This is a genomic window from Streptomyces sp. 1331.2 (assembly GCF_900199205.1).
GTDB lineage: Bacteria > Actinomycetota > Actinomycetes > Streptomycetales > Streptomycetaceae > Kitasatospora.
Genome location: NZ_OBMJ01000001.1, coordinates 636,776 through 655,584, shown reverse-complemented (window position 1 = coordinate 655,584; position 18,809 = coordinate 636,776). Strand labels below are relative to the sequence as shown.

The 18,809-nt window shown below is 72.5% G+C and carries 11 protein-coding genes and 1 riboswitch; of the genes, 9 read left to right on the top strand and 2 right to left on the bottom strand.

The genetic code is table 11. The features are described from left to right. Positions 1-16: 16 nt before the first annotated feature. The gene (locus tag CRP52_RS02855) at positions 17-1,951 is read right to left on the bottom strand and encodes an ABC transporter substrate-binding protein (protein WP_143685634.1); all 1,935 of its coding nucleotides are present in this window, start codon (positions 1,949-1,951) and stop codon (positions 17-19) included. A gap of 364 nt (positions 1,952-2,315) precedes the next feature. Then, the gene (locus tag CRP52_RS02850; protein ID WP_179852668.1) at positions 2,316-5,279 is read right to left on the bottom strand and encodes an AfsR/SARP family transcriptional regulator; all 2,964 of its coding nucleotides are present in this window, start codon (positions 5,277-5,279) and stop codon (positions 2,316-2,318) included. Between the two features lie 513 nt (positions 5,280-5,792). Between CRP52_RS02850 and hemA the strand changes: the two genes are divergently transcribed. From hemA to metE, 9 genes are all read left to right on the top strand, one after another. Beyond that, positions 5,793-7,037: a 5-aminolevulinate synthase gene (hemA, locus tag CRP52_RS02845; protein WP_097234919.1), complete on the top strand. Its 1,245-nt coding sequence runs from the start codon at positions 5,793-5,795 to the stop codon at positions 7,035-7,037. After that, positions 7,034-7,912: a TauD/TfdA dioxygenase family protein gene (locus CRP52_RS02840; protein ID WP_097234918.1), complete on the top strand. Its 879-nt coding sequence runs from the start codon at positions 7,034-7,036 to the stop codon at positions 7,910-7,912. The genes hemA and CRP52_RS02840 overlap by 4 nt, the downstream gene beginning before the upstream one ends. After that, positions 7,909-8,880 carry a 3-oxoacyl-ACP synthase III family protein gene (locus CRP52_RS02835; protein ID WP_097234917.1) on the top strand — a complete coding sequence of 324 codons (972 nt, stop codon included), beginning with the start codon at positions 7,909-7,911 and terminating at the stop codon, positions 8,878-8,880. Before CRP52_RS02840 ends, CRP52_RS02835 begins: the two co-directional genes overlap by 4 nt. An 11-nt stretch (positions 8,881-8,891) precedes the next feature. Beyond that, positions 8,892-10,100, top strand: coding sequence for an ATP-grasp domain-containing protein (locus CRP52_RS02830; RefSeq protein WP_218893059.1), 1,209 nt, complete (start codon positions 8,892-8,894; stop codon positions 10,098-10,100). Next, positions 10,097-12,043: a phenylacetate--CoA ligase family protein gene (locus CRP52_RS02825; protein WP_257032248.1), complete on the top strand. Its 1,947-nt coding sequence runs from the start codon at positions 10,097-10,099 to the stop codon at positions 12,041-12,043. The genes CRP52_RS02830 and CRP52_RS02825 overlap by 4 nt, the downstream gene beginning before the upstream one ends. Beyond that, the gene (locus tag CRP52_RS02820; protein WP_097234915.1) at positions 12,043-13,443 is read left to right on the top strand and encodes a hypothetical protein; all 1,401 of its coding nucleotides are present in this window, start codon (positions 12,043-12,045) and stop codon (positions 13,441-13,443) included. Before CRP52_RS02825 ends, CRP52_RS02820 begins: the two co-directional genes overlap by 1 nt. 73 nt (positions 13,444-13,516) lie before the next feature. Continuing rightward, positions 13,517-14,521 (top strand): MDR family NADP-dependent oxidoreductase, encoded by a 1,005-nt coding sequence (locus CRP52_RS02815; RefSeq protein ID WP_097234914.1) that lies wholly within the window; start codon positions 13,517-13,519, stop codon positions 14,519-14,521. 3 nt (positions 14,522-14,524) lie between these two features. Then, on the top strand, positions 14,525-15,766 hold the full coding sequence (locus tag CRP52_RS02810) for an MFS transporter (RefSeq protein ID WP_097234913.1): 1,242 nt from the start codon (positions 14,525-14,527) through the stop codon (positions 15,764-15,766). 250 nt (positions 15,767-16,016) lie between these two features. Next, positions 16,017-16,254, top strand: a riboswitch (cobalamin riboswitch). Positions 16,255-16,415: 161 nt separating this feature from the next. After that, the gene (metE, locus tag CRP52_RS02805; RefSeq protein WP_097234912.1) at positions 16,416-18,731 is read left to right on the top strand and encodes a 5-methyltetrahydropteroyltriglutamate--homocysteine S-methyltransferase; all 2,316 of its coding nucleotides are present in this window, start codon (positions 16,416-16,418) and stop codon (positions 18,729-18,731) included. Positions 18,732-18,809 lie beyond the last annotated feature (78 nt).

Here is an 18,809-nt window from a genome sequence, read left to right as displayed (position 1 = left end):
TTCCTGCTCTCGCGCCCTACTTGGTGTAGTACCAGAACTCCGGCTGGTAGCCCTCGAAGGGGTCCTGGACCGGCATCCGGAGGCCGTCGGCCACCTCGTAGATGGCCACGATGTCGTCGGTGTAGATCACCGGCTGGTGGTCGTTGACGTAGTCCTCGTAGGCGTACATGTCCTGGATGTCGTTGCTGGTGATCGTCTTGGCGATCAGCTGGTCCAGGTGCGGGTCCGAGTAGCCCCAGACGTTCGCCGCGGCGCCGGTGGCGAAGAGGGAGTCACCGGTCGGGTAGAGCTGGGGCGAGTAGACCCAGCCGCCGTAGAGGGCGGCGTCCCAGGCGCAGCCGGCGGGGTTGGCCGGGGTGCACAGGGAGGCTTCGCTCTGGAGGTGGTCCACGGGCACCTCGGCCAGGTTCACGGAGATCCCCGACTGGGCGAGGTTCGTCCGGTAGGCGGCCATGATCCCCGGCAGGTCGGCGTTGCCGGCCTGGTAGTCCAGGTCGAACTCCGCCTTGTCGCCGGCGGCGATGTCGGCGCCGCACTGCCCCGGGCCGGTCCCCGGGTTGCGGCACACGGCCGGGGTGGTGCTCAGGTCCCAGCCGTTGGCGGCCATCAGGCTGCGGGCCTCGGCGAGGTCGAACTTCATCCGGTGCTGCTGGGCGTTGGGCGACAGCGGGTTGCCCTCGGGGAGTGCCGGCACGGCGCCGATCGTCGGGTGGCCCCAGCCCTTGCGGGGGCCGTCGATGACGCCCTGCTGGTCGTAGGAGTCCTGGAGCGCCTTGGTGAAGTAGGCCTGCCGGAACAGCTTTCCGTGCCGGCTGCTGCGGAAATTGAGCTGGTAGTAGCTGATCGAGTCCAGGTAGGTCAGGGGAGCGATGTGGTAGCCCTGCCCGGCCAGCGGGTTGCCGGCCTGGAGGTCGGCCGGGTCGTACCGGGCCGCGTGGGCCTTGGGCAGGATGCCGATCTGCAGGGCGTTCGGGCTCGACGCGCCGGCCTGCAGGTCCGCGTACTGGGCCTCGGCGTTCTTGTACGGGACGAAGTCGACCTCGTCCAGGTACGGCTTGTGGACGCCGGAGTAGGCCTTGTTGCGGACGATGGCGTAGGCGCCGGAGGCCGCGTCGTAGGACTTGAGCTTCCAGGGGCCGTCCGAGATCTGCCAGAGCGGGTTGGTCGCGAAGGTCTTCTTGTCGACGGAGGCGGCGCTGAGGTGGCGGAAGACCGGGTCGCAGTCGGCCTTCAGCGTCGGGGTGTCCACGGCGTCCGCCGAACATCTGCCGCGCGCGCCGTCGGGGCCGGTGACGTCCCAGGCCCGGGGCATCGGGGTGATCGTGGTCAGGACGTTCTGCAGCACCCAGGTCCGGTTGTAGGCCTGGTCGAAGGTGATCGAGATGCCGTGCTCGGCGACCGAGGTGGAGACCACGTTGTCCGGGAAGTAATTGGTCGTCGTCCCCGCGATGGTCATCGGCGGCGTGTAGTAGCCGTCGTGTTCCTTCTCGGCCTTGGCCATGTTGATCCAGAACTGGACGTCGCGGCCGGTGAGTCGTTCGCCGTTGCTCCACTTCCAGTTCTTGAGGCGGATGGTGACGGTCCGTCCGTCCTCGCTCCAGACCGGGGCCTGGGCCGGCGACAGGTCGTCGTCGATGGCGATCCTGTCGTCCCGGCCGGCGAAGTACAGCGGGCGGAAGAAGAACTGCTGGAACTCGCCGATGTTGATCGAGGTGACCTGGTTGACGTCCATGAACGGCCAGATCACGTTGGGGCTGTCGTTCGGCCGCTGGGCGATGCGGACCGTTCCGCCGTGCTTGGGCTGGGGCTTGCCGACCGACGTGACACCGGTGACGCCGGTGTCGTCGGCGGAGTTCGCGGCGGCGGCGGTCGTCGCCGCTCCGACGGTCACGAGGGCGACGGCCACCACACCCGCCTTCGCCAGGATGCTGCGGACTGTGCCGTTGTGCATGGGGACCTTCCGTTCGAAGCGGGACGCCGGGGTGGTCGTGAGCACCGCCGGGTCAGCTAGGCCCGATGTCGGCGCCTCCGCCGGAGCCTCCCGTGTACGCGGAGTGCGGTGCCGCGTCCCCGGCCCGGACGGAGATCTTCTTGACCATGCCCCTTGATGCCCTCTCGTGAGTGAAACCGTTTCCAGTGCCTGGTGCCTGGTGCCTGGTGCCTGGTGCGGTGGTGCGTGGTGCTGGTCATAGCCTCGTGCATGACAATCCCGGGCAGTTCCCGTTTCGATACCGCCCTGTGGGGATCGATACCGCTCGATGAGGGATCGAGTTCGATCGGTTCAGGGGGCTGTCGGACGCAGCCCGGACGGAGCGTCAGACCGGGATGCGCCCCGGGCTGGGCCGGTCCGCGCCGTCGAGCACGGCGGCCGCCGCCTCCATGCCCTCCAGGGCGCGGGCCGCCTCGATCCGGTACCCGATCGTGCTCGCGTGCCGGTAGGCGTAGCGGTGCGCCTTCAGCGCCCCCTCGAAGTCCCGCACGGCGAACCGCGCCCGGCCCACGATGTTCGCCACCGCCGCCTGGCGCACCGGAGTCCGGCTCGCCTCGGCCAGCCGCAGCGCGCTCTCGATCGGCTCGACGGCCCCCGCCTCGTCCCCGCTCAGCGCCGCGACCTCGGCACAGACCGCCAGCAGCAGGGCGACGTTGCCGGGGAGCTTCGACTCGTCCGACAGCGGCCTGGCCTGGTCCACGCAGGCCCGGGCCTGCGCCAGTTCACCGCAGCGCAGATGGGCGACGGCCTTGTCGGTCAGAGCCGCGACCTCGATCTCGACCGCGTGCAGCCGGCGGCTGATGTCCACCGCCGCCTGGGCCGACTCGACGGAGCGGCGGAAGTCGCCGCAGTTCTCGTGGAGCATGCTCAGCACCGTCAGCGACTCGGCGGTCTCCCGCTGCAGGCCGGCCTCGGTGCCCAGCGCGATGCTCCGCTCCAGGTGCGGCAGGGCGGCGTCGTAGGCGCCCACGGTCGTCAGCAGCATCCCGAGGGTGCCCCGGCAACGCGCCTCGGCGTGGGCGTCGTTGATGGCGATGGAGGCGGCAAGCCCCTCCTCGGCGGCCGCGACCCCCTCCGGGAGCCGGCCGACCTTCCAGCACACCGCGGCCAGGTTCGACAGGCTCAGCAGCAGCAGCGAGGAGTCGCCGAGGCGCCGGGCGCAGGCGACGGCGATCTTGGCGACCTCGTAGTAGTCCTCGAAGTAGCCGCGCAGGTTCAGGTGGTAGGCCAGGTTGCGGGCGAGGTACGCGGCGTGCAGGTCCAGCCGCTCCTGCTCGGCCCGCCGGACCACGGCGATCAGGCTGGAGTGCTCGCGGTCGAGCCATTCCAGGGCGGCGCCGTGGTCCGGGAAGCGCGGCAGGTACGGTGACTCCGGCCGGAAGGTGGTGTCCAGCCGGCGCCAGTACGGGAACACCCGCGCGCAGGCGTCGTCGGTGGTCTGGCAGTAGTGGTCGAGCAGCCGGCGCAGGGCGATGCCGGCCTCGCCGTCCGCGTCGGGCAGCCGGAGCGCGAACGCCCGCACCAGGTCGTGGAACCCGTACCGGCCGTCGTTGCGCAGCTGCAGGAACCGCACGTCCAGCAGCGACTCCAGCGCCGAGTCGGCGGCGGACAGGTCGCGGCCGAGCAGGGCCGCCGCCGAGTGGACGTCGAGCGCGCCGCCCGGGTGCTGGGCGGTGAGCCGGAACGCGGTGCGCACCGGCGCTTCCATGGCGTCGTAGGAGGACCGGAGGGTCGCCTCGACGCTGCGGTCCGTGCTGCTGAGCTCGTCCAGGCGCCGGGTCTGGTCGGCGAGCCGGCGCACCATCCGGTCCAGCGTCCAGCCCGGGCGGTTCAACAGCCGGGCCGAGGCGATCCGCAGCGCCAGCGGGAGGTGGCCGCAGAACTCGGCGAGGTCGTTGGCGCTGCGCAGGTCGGCGGCGACCAGGTCGGGGCCGAGGGTCCGGGCCAGGAACGCGGAGCTCTCCAGCGGCGAGAGCTCACCCAGCGAGACCCACCGGGCGCCGTCGAGGTCCACCAGCCGGGCCCGGCTGGTGACGATCGCGATGCTGCCCGCGGTGGCCGGCAGCAGGGGCCGGATCTGGCCGACCTCCCGCACGTTGTCGAGGACGAGCAGGTAGCGGCGGTCGGTGAGGCAGCTGCGCCACATGCCGGTCCGGCCCGCGAGGTCGTCGGGGATCTCGTCCGGGCGCTTGCCGAGGGAGCGCAGCAGGATGTCGAGCGCGGTGTGGGCGCTGATCGGCTCCTCGCCCGGGCTGTGGCTCTGCAGGTCCAGGAAGATCTGGCCGTCCGGGAAGGCCGCGGTGATGGTGTGGGCGGCCCGGATCGCGAAGGAGGTCTTGCCGCAGCCGCCGATGCCGTCGACGGCGACGATCCGCCCGCCTGCCCGTCCGGCCTCGGCGGCGGCCGCCACGACCGCCGCCAGCTCCGCGGTGCGCCCGACGAAGTCCGGCAGGTCGCTCGGGAGCAGGCGGGGAACGGCGCCGGGCTGCTGCGGGGGCTCGGCCGGCTCGGGCGCCGTCCGCGCCGCGGGGGAGGCGGCCAGGAGGTCCGGGCTGTCCTTCAGGATCGCCTCGTGCAGGCCGATCAGCTCCGGGCCCGGGTCGACGCCCAGGTCCTCGCGCAGCAGCCGCCGGACGGAGCGGAACACGTCGAGCGCGTCGGCCCGGCGCCCGGAGCGGTACAGGGCGAGCATCAGGTGGCCGTACAGCCGTTCCCGCAGCGGGTTGGCCGCGACGAGGTCGCGCAGTTCGCCGACGAGTTCGGGGCCCTCCCCGGAGTCCAGCCGCAGGGCCAGCAGCTGTTCGAGGGCGGCCATCCGGCGTTCCTCCAGGGCCGCCGACGCCGCCGAGATCACCGCGCTCCCGTGGTCGTCGAGGGAGGCGCCGCGCCACAGGTCCAGGGCGGTGCGCAGTTCCTCCGCCGCCAGGTCGCTCCGGTCCTCGCCGAGCAGGGCCTGCGCCCGCTGGACGGCCGCCGCGAACCGCATCGCGTCCAGGTGGTCGTCGTGCACGGCGATGCGGTACCCGGTGCCGACGGTCTCGATGAGCTGCTTGCCGCCGGGGAGCCGGGTGCGCAGGCTGGAGACCGCCTTGCGGACCTGGTGGGTGGCGGTCTCCGGTGCGGCCTCGCCCCAGATCCCCTCGACGATCCGGGACACGGACAGGGCCTGTCCCGGAGCCAGTAGCAGCAGGGTCAGGACCTTCTCGTTCACCCGGCCGCCGAGCGGAATCCGCCGGTCCCCCGCCCACACCTCCAAGGGCCCCAACAGCAGGAACCGCGGATCGCCCACAATGCCCCTCTCCCCGAATACGCGCACCGTCGGCACAACTGCCCGCATTCTACGGCCGGGGCTGATCCACCGGACGCGAGCTTCCTCACTTTTTCAGGGATTTGACGTGCGGCAACACCGGGGCGACCGGCCAGTGAATTGTGCGCCGGCCCGAACGGGGCCGTAGCATTTCCGGCATACCAGCCGGAATGCCGATGATCCTGCGGTCGATAGGTCTGATTTCGGTACCTGTGGGTCACAACCTGCCGCAAAGTCAAAAGTCCGGGTTTGCAAGGCTTTTGACTCGATTCGTGCACCCGCCGACCCGTGTTACCTGGCGTTACAATTCGAGCTTTTCCAGGCCCCTTCCGGCCGTCCCTGATCGCGTCCCCGAGCGTGTCCCGGAGCGCCGCCGGGACCGCGTCCGGGAGCGGTGCGGGAACGGATCGGGAAGCGTCCCCGGCAGTCTTTTCGTCAGCGGTGCAGCGGCTGCACGCCGCCTCGAACGCATCGCACTTGCCAGCGGAGAAACGAATGACTGCCGAGATCCTGGAAACACCGACAGACGCGTCGATCCTGGACCCACTGCGGCTCCGGCTCGACGAACTCAAGGCCAACCGGCTCTACCGGGACTTCCTCCCGGTCGCCCATCAAGCGGCCCGACCCGGCCACACCTGGCACGACGACCGCCTCGTGCAGGTCTGGTGCAGCAACGACTACCTGGGCCTGAGCCAGCACCCGGACGCCATCGCCGCGCAGCAGGCCTCGGTCGCGCAGCACGGCACCGGCACCGGCGGCTCGCGCAACATCGCCGGCACCAGCGTGGCGCACGTCGAGCTGGAGCGCCGGATCGCCGAGTGGCACGACAAGGAGCGTGCGCTGGTCTTCTCCAGCGGCTACGTCGCCAACTTCGAGTCGCTCAGCACCCTGATCGCCGCCACGCCCGGCATGGTGGTGTTCTCGGACGCGCTCAACCACCGGTCGCTGATCGAGGGCATCATCCGCTCCGGCGCGCCCAAGCAGGTGTTCGCGCACAACGACGTGGCCGACCTGCGCGCCCGGCTGGAGGCGACCCCCGCCCACCTGCCGAAGCTCATCGTGTTCGAGTCCGTGTACTCGATGGACGGCGACACCTCGCCGCTGTCGGAGATCCTCGACCTCGCCGAGGAGTTCCACGCGCTGACCTGGCTGGACGAGACCCACTCGATCGGGGTGCGCGGTGCCACCGGCGCCGGCCTCAGCGAGGAGCTCGGCGACCACCGCGCCACCTTCGTGCAGGGGGTCTTCGGCAAGTCCCTCGGCACGGTGGGCGGTTACGTGGCCGGCCCGGACGTCGCCCTGGACTACGTGCGGTCGCAGGCGCCCGGGTTCATCTTCACCACGGCGCTGCCCCAGGCCTCCATGGACGCCACCCTCTGCACGCTGGACATCGTCCAGAAGGGGATCGAGCTCCGGGCCGAGCTGGACGCCAAGGTCGCCCTGCTGAAGGCCGAACTGCGCGTGCGCGGCATCGAGTTCCTCGACGCCGACAGCCACCTCGTGCCGGTGATGGTGCGCGGAGCCGAGCGCGCCCGCCAGGTGGCCTCGATGCTGCTGGAGCAGCACGACATCTACGTCCAACCGATCAACTACCCCTCGGTCGCCAAGGGCAGCGAGCGCTACCGCGTGACGGTCGCCCCGTTCCGGACCCCGGAGCAGATCGCCCGCTTCGCCGAATCGCTGCACCACTGCCTGCAGGCCTTCGACCCCTCGACCCCTTTCACGGAGGAATCGCGATGACCGCCAAGAAGCCGAGCAACCCGTACGTCGGCGTGGAGTTCACCGACGTCACCTACGAGGACCTGCAGGACCCGGCCCTGTGGGCGGACCTGGTCGACTCGCTGCACGCGCACGACGTGGTCGTGGTCCGCTCCATCGACCTGACGCCCGAGCAGCAGATCGAGCTCGCCCGCCGGCTGGGCCGCCCGGTGCCGTTCGTGATCAGCAAGTACCGGCACCCGGAGTACGAGGAGATCATGATCTCCTCCAACGAGCAGAAGGACGGCAAGCCGGTCGGCGTCGCCCGGGTCGGCAACTTCTGGCACCAGGACTCCACCTTCGTCGCCGATCCCGCGCCGTTCACCATGCTGCACGGCGTCAACGTGCCCTCGACCAGCGGCCACACCAAGTTCGCCAGCGCGGCGGACGTCTACGACCGCCTCCCCGAGGAGTGGAAGGCCCGGCTGGCCGACCGGACCGGCAACCACACCGTGAGCAAGCGGCTGCGCATCCGTCCGGAGCACGTGGGCCTGTCCGCGGCCGAGTTCCGGGCCCAGGCCGAGTTCGAGCACCCGCCGGTCCAGCACCCCGTCATCGCCAAGGACGAGCGCTCCGGCCGCTCCTACGTCTACGGCAGCCGGGAGTACATGGACGGCATCGAGGGCTTCGACCCCAACGAGAACGAGGCCTTCTTCGCGCTGCTGGACGAGCTGATCACGGACGAGAGCCACGTCTACACCCACCGCTGGACGCCGCACGACCTGGTCATCTGGAAGACCCGCACGACCTACCACATCGCGACCGAGGTCGAGCCCGGCGTCGGGCGCACCGTGCACCGCGTCAGCATCGAGTCGGCGGACAGCGACGCGAAGCCGGTCGAAGAGCGGGTGCAGTGAGCGCCATCGCCGACTTCGCGGTCCGGTACCCCGCGGGGCGGGTCGACGTGCACGACCTGCACGCCGCCTCCGGGGTGCCGTTGGCCGACATCCTCGCCGTCACCCACGCCGAGGGGTTCCCCGGGCTGGGCGAGGAGGAGGCCTCCTGGGAGCTGGCGCGGGACGCGGCCCGCGCCGTCCTGGAGCGCACCGGGATCGCCCCGGAGCGGATCGGCACCGTCCTGTACGCCGGCTCGGGGGAGTGGGACCACCCGTTCTGGTCCCCGGCCGCCAAGGTCGCGCACGCACTGGGCATCGAGCGGGCGCACTGCTTCGAGGTCGGCAACTTCTGCAACGCGGGTGCCACCGCGCTGCAGATAGCGGGCGACCGGCTCGACGCGCAGGGACCGGACCCGGACCAGGGTTACGCCCTGGTGCTGATCGCCGACCGGCTCAGCCGCCTGGTCGACCGCTCCGACCCCGCCAGCCTGGACCTGTTCAACTTCGGCGACGCGGCGGCCGCGGTCCTGCTCACCGCCGGGCCCGGGTCCTTCACCCTCGCGCACTCCGCCATGCGCACCGACGGCAGCTGGGCCGACTACTACCGCGGGGAGCACCGCCCCGAGGGCGTGGTGATCCGCCAGGAGCCCCACCGGCGCGGTCTGGCGGACGCCTACGTGGAGAACTTCCGCACCCTGGTGGACGAGACCCTTCGGGCGCTCGGCGCCAAGATCGACGACGTCGCCCAGCTGCTGATCAACCACGGCGACCGGTGGATGCACCAGCGGCTGCTGGCCACCCTCGGCCTGCCCGAGGAGAAGTCGGTGTTCGCCTACGACCGGCAGGGCCACATGGGCGGCGCGGACACCCTCATCGCGCTGCGCGAGCTGGTGGACCAGGACCGGGTGCACGACGGCGACCTGATCCTGCTGGCCACCAGCGCGATGGGGTTCACCTGGGGGATCACGGCCCTGGAGTGCAGACTGTGAAGATCCTGGTGATGCATCAGGTCCCGTACCGCAAGATCGACTACCACCTGGGGCTCGACCACGAGGCCCACGACGTCACGTACTTCGGGACGGCCGACTCGATCGCGGAGATCCCGGAGCCGCTGCGCTGCGGGCGGGTGGTCCTCGACGGTCCGGACGGGCTCGCCGAGCAGATCATCGCCCGCACCCGCCGCGAGGACGGGTGGGAACAGGTCCTGGCCCTCTCGGAGTTCGGGATCCTGGAGGCCGCGGCGATCCGCGAGCACCTCGGCATCCCGGGCCCCGAGCGGGCCGACCTGGAACTGATCCGCGACAAGGTCGCGATGAAGCAGGCGCTGGTCGACGCCGACGTGCGGCACCCCCGGTTCGTGGCGGCACCCCCGGCCTTGGGCCGGCTGCCGTGGACCGGCCGTACGGTCGTCAAGCCGCGGCTGGGCGCCTCCAGCGACGGGGTCACCGTCCACGCCACGGCCGAGGAGGCCGTCGCCCACCACCGCGGCCTGCCCGACCGGGAGGCCTACCAGCTGGAGGAGTACGTCGAGGGCGAACTCCTGCACGCCGACGGGCTGGTGACCGACGGGCGGGTGAGCGACCTGGTGGTCAGCCGGTACGTCGGCAAGCCCGTCGACTTCGCCGCCGGCGCCCCCATCGCCACCGGACAGCTACCGCCCGACCCGCGCCACACCGCCTTCACCGAGCAGGTGGTCGAAGCGCTCCGGATCGCAGCCGGCTGCATCCACCTGGAGTTCTTCGAGACGGCCGCCGGGGAGCTGGTCTTCCTGGAGGTCGCCAACCGGCTCGGCGGCGGTGGCATCGTCACCTCCCACCTGCGGCACACCGGGGTCCACCTGGCCCGGCACGAGATCGCGATCCGGCTCGGCCTGCCGCGCCCGGACCGCCTTGCGCCGAGCGGGCGCTACCACGGCTTCGCCATCTTCCCCGGGCACCGGCTGGACCCCTCCCGGCCCTGGCGGACCGAGGTGCCCGAGCACCTGCGCGAGCACCCGGCGCTGGACCGGCTGCACCTGCTCGACGACCCCGGCACCGACCCGGAGGGCGGCTCCGCCCGGATCACCTACCAGGAGTGGCAGGTCCCCGCCTTCATCGAGGCCTCCCACCCCGACCCCGACGAACTCGCCCGTTTCCTCGCGGACTGCACCCGTTCCATCCGGGTGAGCCAGCCCGAGCCCGCCCACACCCCAGGAGGTCCCAGGCCGTGACCGCCACGACCACCCCGATCCGCTCGGCGGCCGAGGCGCGGACCGCCGACGCCGGGCCGTACCACCCGACCGATCTGCTGCTGGCCGTCGAACACGTCGAGCAGGTGCTGGCGCGCGACCCCGGCTCGCCCGCGGCCAAAGCGCTCGTCGACGCCGGCGCCGCCTTCCTGTTCCGGACGGAGGAACTGGCCGAAGGGCTGGACGAGCTCTTCGGCGGCGTCAGCCAGTACCCGTGGCGTCCGCTGCGGGACAGCGACGACGTGATCGTCTTCTCGCCGGTCGGCACGGTCGTCCTGGACGACCCGGCCGTTCCGCAGGCCCCGGCCGTCGGCTCCGCGCCGGCCTCCGCCGAGCCGGCCGTGCGCGGTCTGCTGCTGGCCTGGGCCTCCGGCGACGAGGTCATCGTCCGGACCACCCGGCCGCAGTGGTGGCGCACCGTCGAGGACCTGCTGCGCGCCCCGGGCTTCCCGCTGCCCGCCCTGCGCACCGCCGAGCCGGGCGAGCCGTTCCCGGACGCCGTCGCGGTCGAAGTCCCGCCGCTGCCGGCCGTCGCCGGCACGACCCCGGACGCCGCCGTCGAGGCCCGGCGCTTCCGGCTCGACTGCACCTCCGGCTGGGCCCAGGCGCTGTCCCGGCGCACGTACCTCCCGGGCACCACGCTGGCCCAGGCCCGGGCCGCGGCCGCCGACGGGCTGGACGGCCGGGTGGCGGCGCGCCTGCGCTACCTGGTCGAACGCGCCCGGCGCACCCCGTACTACGCGGGGCTCGACCTGCCCCGGGTGACGGCCCGCGCCGACCTCCAGCGGCTGCCGGTCCTGAACAAGTCGGACCTGGAGCAGCACTCGCTGCCGACCGCGCGCGACCTGTCCAGCGGCGACCGCCCCAGCGGCGAGGTCCTGCGCAGCGGCGCCACCGCCGGAACCCCCCGCTACATCGTCTACTCCCGTGCCGACTGGACCAACATGGTCCGCGAGGCGATCCCGGTGCTGTACGCGCTGGGCCTGCGGCCGGGCGACCGGGTGATCAACACCCTGTTCGGCGGGGAGCTCTACGGCGGGCTGGTGACCAGCCAGAACGAGCTCTCCCGGATGCCGGTGGAGACCTACACCGTCGGCGGCAGCGCGAGCGCGGACCACATCCTGATGCTGGTGCGCCACTTCGACGCCAACGTGGTGCTGGGCATGCCCGCGCTGCTGCTGCCGGTGCTGCGGGCCGCCAAGGCCGCCTTCCCGGAGCTGCGGCTGGAGAAGGTGCTGTACGGCGGCAGCCCGATGATGGAGACCGACAAGCAGTGGCTCCGCGACGAGCTGGGCGCCAAGACCGTGGCCAGCATCCTCGCCGCCAACGACGGCGCCCAACTCGGCTACCAGTGCTCCGAGATGAGCGGCACGCTGCACCACGTCTGCGACGACTACAACCTGATCGAGGTGGTCGACGAACAGGGCCGTCCGCTGCCCGACGGCGAGGTCGGCGAACTGCTGGTGACCAGCCTGCAGAAGCTCGAAGGGCCGCTCATCCGCTACCGGATCGGCGACATCGGCCGGATCTTCCCGTACAGCTGCGGCTGCGGCCTCACCGGCCGGGTGCTGGAGTACCTGGGACGCTCCGACGGGCAGATCAAGGCCCACGCCCAGACCATGCTCTACGCGGACGTCGTGGCCGAGCTGGCCGCGTTCGAGGTCTCCCAAGTGCAGGTCGAGGTGGCCTCCCGGGACGGGCACGAGTCCATCGTGATCCGCACCGAGTCCGCCCGTCCGCTGGACCCGGCGGTGGTGAAGGCGCACCTGGAGTCCAGGTTCTCGCTCCTCGGCTCCCGGCAGGAGTGGGAGACCGACGAACTGCTGCTGCACTTCGCCGTGGAATGCCTCGGGGAGGGAGAACTGCCGCGCCACCCGGTCAGCGGCAAGGTCCGCGGCGTGATCGACCGACGGGTGGAGGCGTGATGTCGGGCGGAGGCGTGCTGTCGAAGGAACCGGTGAGCGCCCTGCTCAACGCCGAACTCGCCCGCCCGGACAGCCCGTTGCGGTCGATCGACCCGCGGCGCCACCCCGTGCTCGCCGACCTGAAGCGGGCTCGGTACCTGAGCCGGCCGCTGGTCTACCCCGAGTCGGAGATGCGCGCCTTCGGCGCCGACCTGCTCGGCTCGGTCGAGCTGCTGACCTCCCTGCCGGCCCGGCTGTTCGACGGCGACGTCGAACGGACCTGCCGGGCGCTCGGCCTGGACCCGCGCAAGGCCGAACTGGTCGGGGACTTCCAGAAGCAGAGCCCGCCGCGCTTCGGCCGGATCGACGCCTATCACGACGGCGAGGCGCTGCGCGTCCTGGAGTTCAACGTCGGCGGATCCGTCGGCGGCCAGGAGTGGGTGCAGCCGCTCGCGGAGATGTTCTGGGCCGACGACGCGTTCCGCGCGTTCGGGACGGCGCACGGCCTGCACCACCTCTCCCAGACGACGCTGCTGGCCGAGGCGCTGCGCGAGGCGGCCGCCCCGGTCTGCTCGGGCCGCGACCCGGTCATCGCCATGGTCGAGGGCACCGGCGGCCTGGACCTCTACGCCGAGGGCTCCTGGTACCTGCTGCGGCGCCTGCTGGAGGCCGAAGGGCTGGACTGCCGGATCGGCGAGGTCCAGGAGCTGGAGGTGACCGCCTCCGAGGTGCGCTTCCAGGGCCGCCGGGTGGACCTGGTCTACCGGCTGTTCGACCTGGACCAGGTCGTCGACGACCCGGACGCCTGGCGCACCACGGTCCGGCTGCGGGACGCGCACCGCTCCGGGCAGGTGGCGCTCTGGGCCCCGCTGGAGTGCGACCTGACCGACAACAAGCGGTTCCTGGCGTACCTGTCGGACCCGCAGCTGCGCGGTCACATGTCGCAGCAGGAACGGGACATGGTGGACCGGGTGCTGCCCTGGACCCGCGCCCTGGTGCCCGGCGCGGCCGGGCTCGACACCGTGGTCGCGGACTGCCGCGAGCGCCGCGAGCACCTGATCCTCAAGCCCGACGGCGGCTTCGCCGGCAAGGGCATCACCTGCGGCTGGCTGGTCTCCGACGAGCAGTGGGCCGAGGCGCTGCAGAAGGGCGCCGACGAGGGCGCGGTGGCCCAGCAGCGGGTCGTCCCCCGCGAGGAACCGGTGGTGAACGCCGAGACCGGCCTGACCGAGTCCTGGGACGCCTGCCTGGGCCTGTACTGGGTGCCGGGCGACCCGGGCGGTCTCGGCGGCCTGGGCGGCGGCGGCGGACGCCTCGTGCACTCCGGCGAGCCGGCCGACTCCACCGACCGGCGCCTGGCGCCGATCTACCTCTACCCGGACCAGGACCCGGACACGCCCCACGGCGCCGAGCTCCACTGAGCCCGCCCGTCCCCGGTTCCGACGCCCCGTCAGCGCCGTCGGCCCCGCCATCCCCCAACCCAGGACGGAGACGATGTCTTCCACATTCCGCGCCGTGCACCAGGTGGCGCGCCCCGACGGCGCCCCAGGTGCCGAACACTTCGCCGTCGTGGAGCACCCGCTCCCCGCGGTCGAACCCGGCACCGCCCTGGCGGAGAACATCTACCTGTCCGTCGACCCGTACATGCGGGAGCTCATGGACGAGGAGTGGCCGCTCCACGAACCGCTGGGGTACGGCCGGGCCATCGGCCGCATCGTCCGCTCCGAGGACCCCGACCTGCAGGTCGGCGACCTGGTGGAGCACGGCGGAGGCTGGAGCACGCACGCCCTGATCCAGCACGGCTACGGACGCGTGATCCGGCCCGCGGCCGGCGTGGCGACGGCGACGTACCTGTCGGTGCTCGGCGCGACCGGCCTGACGGCCTACGTGGGCGTCCGGGAGATCCTCCGGGTCCAGGCGGGCGAGGCGGTCTACATCTCGGCGGCCGCCGGCGCGGTCGGCGGCGTGGCCGGCCAGATCGCGAAGCTGACCGGCGCCGCGCACGTGGTCGGCAGCGCCGGCTCCGCCGCCAAGGTGCGGCACGTCGTGGAACGGCTGGGCTTCGACGCCGCCTTCGACTACCACGACGGTCCGGTGGCCGAGCTGCTGGCGAAGGCCGCCCCGAACGGCGTCCACGCCGTGCTGGAAGGCGTCGGCGGCGACCACCTGGAGGCCGCGATCGGCTCCACCCGGGAGTTCGGCCGGATCGCCTGGGTCGGCTCGATATCCCAGTACAACCACCCCGACCGGCCGCCCGCGGCGCCCCGCAACCTCTACGCCGTGTCGGACCGCAGCATCCACCTGCGCGGCTACCAGGTACGGCACTTCATGCACCTGCGGCAGGAGGCCCAGATCTGGCTGACGCCCCACCTGCAGGCCGGCCGGATCGTCGCCGACGAGCAGATCGTCGACGGCTTCGAGAACGTGGTCGAGGCGTTCCTCGGCGTCATGCGGGGCGACAACACCGGCAAGATGCTCGTCCGCGTCGGGGAGGAGTGACCGGTGCTCAAGGCCTTCGCGTCCTACCGAGGACTCCTGGCGCTCCCCGGAGCGCGCACCGTGTTCGTCGTCGGGCTGCTCGCCCGCCTCCCGTTCACCGCGGCCTCGATGGCCCTCGCCCTGCACGTCGTCATCGACCTGGACCGCGGCTACGGTGCGGCCGGGCTCGCGGACCTGATGCTGACGGTCGGCGGGGCCGCGGGCGCGCCGCTGCTGGGCCGCTCCCTGGACCGCTTCGGCGTGCGCCCGGTGGTGCTGGTCACCGGCGCGGTCGACGCCGTGTTCTGGATCGGCGCGCCCTACCTCGACTACCCGTGGCTGCTCGCGGCCTCCGTGGTGGCCGGGTTCATGGGCCTGCCGGTGTTCACGGCCATCCGCCGGGCGATCGCCACCAACATCCCCTCCGAGCACCAGCGGCAGGCGTTCGCCCTCGACGCGATCCTGGTCGAGGTCGTCTTCATGGTCGGACCGGCCGTCGCGGTCGGTGCCATCACCGCCGTGAACGACGCGACCGCGACGATGACCGGGATCGGCGTGCTCTACCTGGGAGCCGGTCTGCTGCTCACCCGGCTCGCCCCCGCCGCGGGGTCCGGCGCGGCCGCGGCCGGCCCGAAGGACCCGGCGGAGAAGGAGCCGCGCGGGCGCAGCGTCTGGCTCCGCCCGGGCTTCCTGCTGGTCCTGGGCGTCAGCATGGCGGCGAACCTCGTCCTGGCCGGCAGCGAGATCTCGATCACCGCCGTGCTGCGCGGGGTCGGCGACACCGAGTGGGCCGGCGTCTGCGTCGCGATCTGGTGCGCGGCCTCCATGTTCGGCGGCTTCTGGCACGGCGCCACCAGCCGGCCCTGGCGGCTGCCGCGGCTGATGCTGCTGATGGGGCTCACCATCGCCCCGGTCGGGTTCGTCGGCCACGCGGGCTGGATCTGGCTCGCCCTGGCCATGCTCCCCTCGGGCTTCGTCTGCGCGCCGACCCTCGCCTCGGCCTCCGAGGAGGTCACCCGGGCGGTCCCGCAGTCGGTGGTCGGCCAGGCCGCGGGCCTGCAGGGCTCGGCGATGACCATCGGCGCGGCGATCGGCGCCCCGCTGGCCGGGGCCGTCATCGACCACTCCGCACCGGCCTGGGGCTTCGCGGTCACCGGCCTGGTCGGGGCGTCCCTGGCGGCCCTGACCCTCGCCTACCAGTACGTCGCCAAGCCGAAGCCGGCCGAGAAGTCCACCGACCAGGCCGACGCCCCGGCGACGGTCTGATCCTTCCCTCCCCCCCCGCGACGGGGCCGCACCTGCCCCCGCAGGTGCGGCCCCGTCGCGCGTCACGTTCCCTGAGGCGGTCCGGTTCTCCGGTTCTCCGGTCCGCCGGTATTCCGGCGTGACGCGCAGGCGGGCCCGGAGCCCGCCCGCCGCCAGCTGGGCGCGGAGCCCTCCGACCGGTCCTGACGTCGACACCGTCTCGTTATTCGGACAACTTGAGTGATCCGCCGTTCGGCTCCCACCCCTGCCCCTAAGCTGGCCCTGCAGCTGGTTCGCCCTGTCCGCCAGGCAGGGCGTCGCAAGAGGGAACCCGGTGACGCCTTTCAACGGCCAGTCCGGGACTGCCCCGCAGCGGTGAGTGGGAACGACCGCCGTCATACGCACTGGGCCCGGGTCGGGTCTGGGAAGCGACGGCCAGTAGGTGTCCGCCCTCGACGAGGGTGGGCGTGCCCGCGAGTCCGAAGACCTGCCACTGCCCGTGCGCGACCGTTCGCGCGCGGCCATCCGGTGACCTCGTGGGCGGGTCGGCGACCATACCCGGCAGGCCGGGCCCGCACGTTCGTGGCGGCCGCTGCCCGGTTCGTCATCCCTTCGCGCCCTCGTCCCGTCCCCGGGTACCTGAGGAGACAGACTCGCGAAGGAGAGTCCCTTGACCACGAAGTCCGCAGCCGCGGCAACTCTTGCCACCGCGTACGGCTACCCCCGCCAGGGCCGTAACCGGGAGCTCAAGAAGGCGATCGAGGGTTACTGGAAGGGCACGGTCACCGCCGGGGCATTGCTCGCCACCGCGGCCGACCTGCGCCGGACGAACTGGCAGCAGCTCGCCGACTCCGGCATCGAAGAGGTCCCGACCGGTGACTTCTCGCTCTACGACCACGTGCTGGACACCACCGTGGCCGTCGGCGCGATCCCGGCCCGCCACCGGGAGGCGGTCGAGGCCGACGCGCTCGCCGGGTACTTCGCGATGGCGCGCGGCACCCAGGACGTCGCGCCACTGGAGATGACCAAGTGGTTCGACACCAACTACCACTACCTGGTACCCGAGTTGGGACCGGACACGGTCTTCGCCGCGAACCCGGCCAAGGCCGTCGCCGAGCTCAAGGAAGCCCTCGCGCTCGGCCACGACGCCCGGCCGGTGTTGGTCGGCCCGGTCACCTACCTGCTGCTGGCCAAGCCCGCCCCTGGCGTCGCCGCCGACTTCCAGCCGATCACCCTGCTGGACCGGCTGCTGCCCGTCTACGCGCAGCTGCTGGCCGACCTGAAGGCGGCCGGGGCGGAGTGGGTCCAGCTGGACGAGCCCGCCCTCGTCCAGGACCGCACCCCTGCCGAACTGAACGCCGCCGCCCGCGCCTACCGCGACCTGGGCGCCCTCACCGAGCGCCCGAAGCTGCTGGTCGCGAGCTACTTCGACCGGCTCGGGGAGGCTCTGCCGGTCCTCGCCAAGGCGCCGGTCGAGGGGCTGGCCCTGGACTTCACCGGCCCGGCCGCCGGCAACGTCGACGACCTCGCGGCCGTCGGCGGCCTGCCCGGCAAGCGGCTGGTCGCCGGCGTGATCGACGGGCGCAACGTCTGGATCAACGACCTGGAGAAGTCGCTCGCCACCCTGGCGACCCTGCTCGGCCTCGCCGACCGGGTCGACGTGGCCCCGTCCTGCTCCCTCCTGCACGTGCCCATCGACTCCGCCGTCGAACGCGACGTCGACCCGCAGATCCTGCGCTGGCTCGCCTTCGCCAAGCAGAAGGCCGCCGAGACGGCGCTGCTCGCCCGCGGCCTGCGCGAGGGCACCGGCGCGATCACCGCCCAACTCGCCGCCAACCGCGCCGACCTGGCCTCCCGCGCCAACTCCCCGATCACCCGTGACCCGGCCGTCCGCGCCCGGGTCGCCGCCGTCACCGCGGCCGACGCCCGCCGCCCCCAGCCCTACCCCGTGCGGGCCGAGGCCCAGCGCGCCCGGCTCGGCCTGCCACTGCTGCCCACCACCACCATCGGCTCCTTCCCGCAGACCACCGAACTGCGCGTCGCCCGCGCCGACCTGACGGCGGGCCGGATCGATCCGGCTGCGTACCGGGAGCGGATGGAAGCCGAGGTCCGCGAGGTCATCGCCTACCAGGAGAAGGCCGGCCTGGACGTGCTCGTGCACGGCGAGCCCGAACGCAACGACATGGTCCAGTACTTCGCCGAACAGCTCACCGGATACCTCGCCACCCGGCACGGCTGGGTGCAGTCCTACGGCACCCGCTACGTGCGACCGCCGGTCCTCGCCGGCGACATCTCCCGCCCCCACCCGATGACCGTCGACTGGTTCCGCTACGCCCAGGACCTCACCGACCGCCCGGTCAAGGGCATGCTCACCGGACCGGTCACCATGCTCGCCTGGTCCTTCGTCCGCGACGACCAGCCGCTCGCCGAGACCGCCCGCCAGGTCGCCCTCGCCCTGCGCGACGAGGTCACCGACCTGGAGGCCGCGGGCGCGGCCGTCGTCCAGGTCGACGAACCCGCCCTGCGCGAGACGCTGCCGCTGCGGGCCGCCGGCCGCCCGGCCTACCTCGACTGGGCCACCGGAGCCTTCCGCCTCGCCACCTCCGCCGTCCGAGCCGACACCCAGATCCACACCCACATGTGCTACGCCGAGTTCGGCGCGATCATGACCGCGATCGACGACCTCGACGCGGACGTCATCTCCCTGGAGGCGACCCGCTCCCACATGGAGGTCGCCGGTGAACTCGCCGCAGCCGGCTATCCGCGCGAGGTCGGCCCCGGGGTCTGGGACATCCACTCCCCGCGGGTGCCGAGCACCGAGGAGGTGGTCTCGCTGCTGCGGGCCGGGCTCGCAGCCATCCCGGCCGAGCGGCTCTGGGTCAACCCCGACTGCGGACTGAAGACCCGCGGCTGGCCGGAGACCCGCGCCTCACTGGACGGCCTGGTCGCCGCCGCCCGCCGCCTGCGGGAGGAACTCGCCGGCTGACGTGCCGGATCGAGACGCCGAGGGCGGGCACGGCGGAAGGGGCCGTGCCCGCCCTGGCGGCCCGACCTTTGCCGAGGG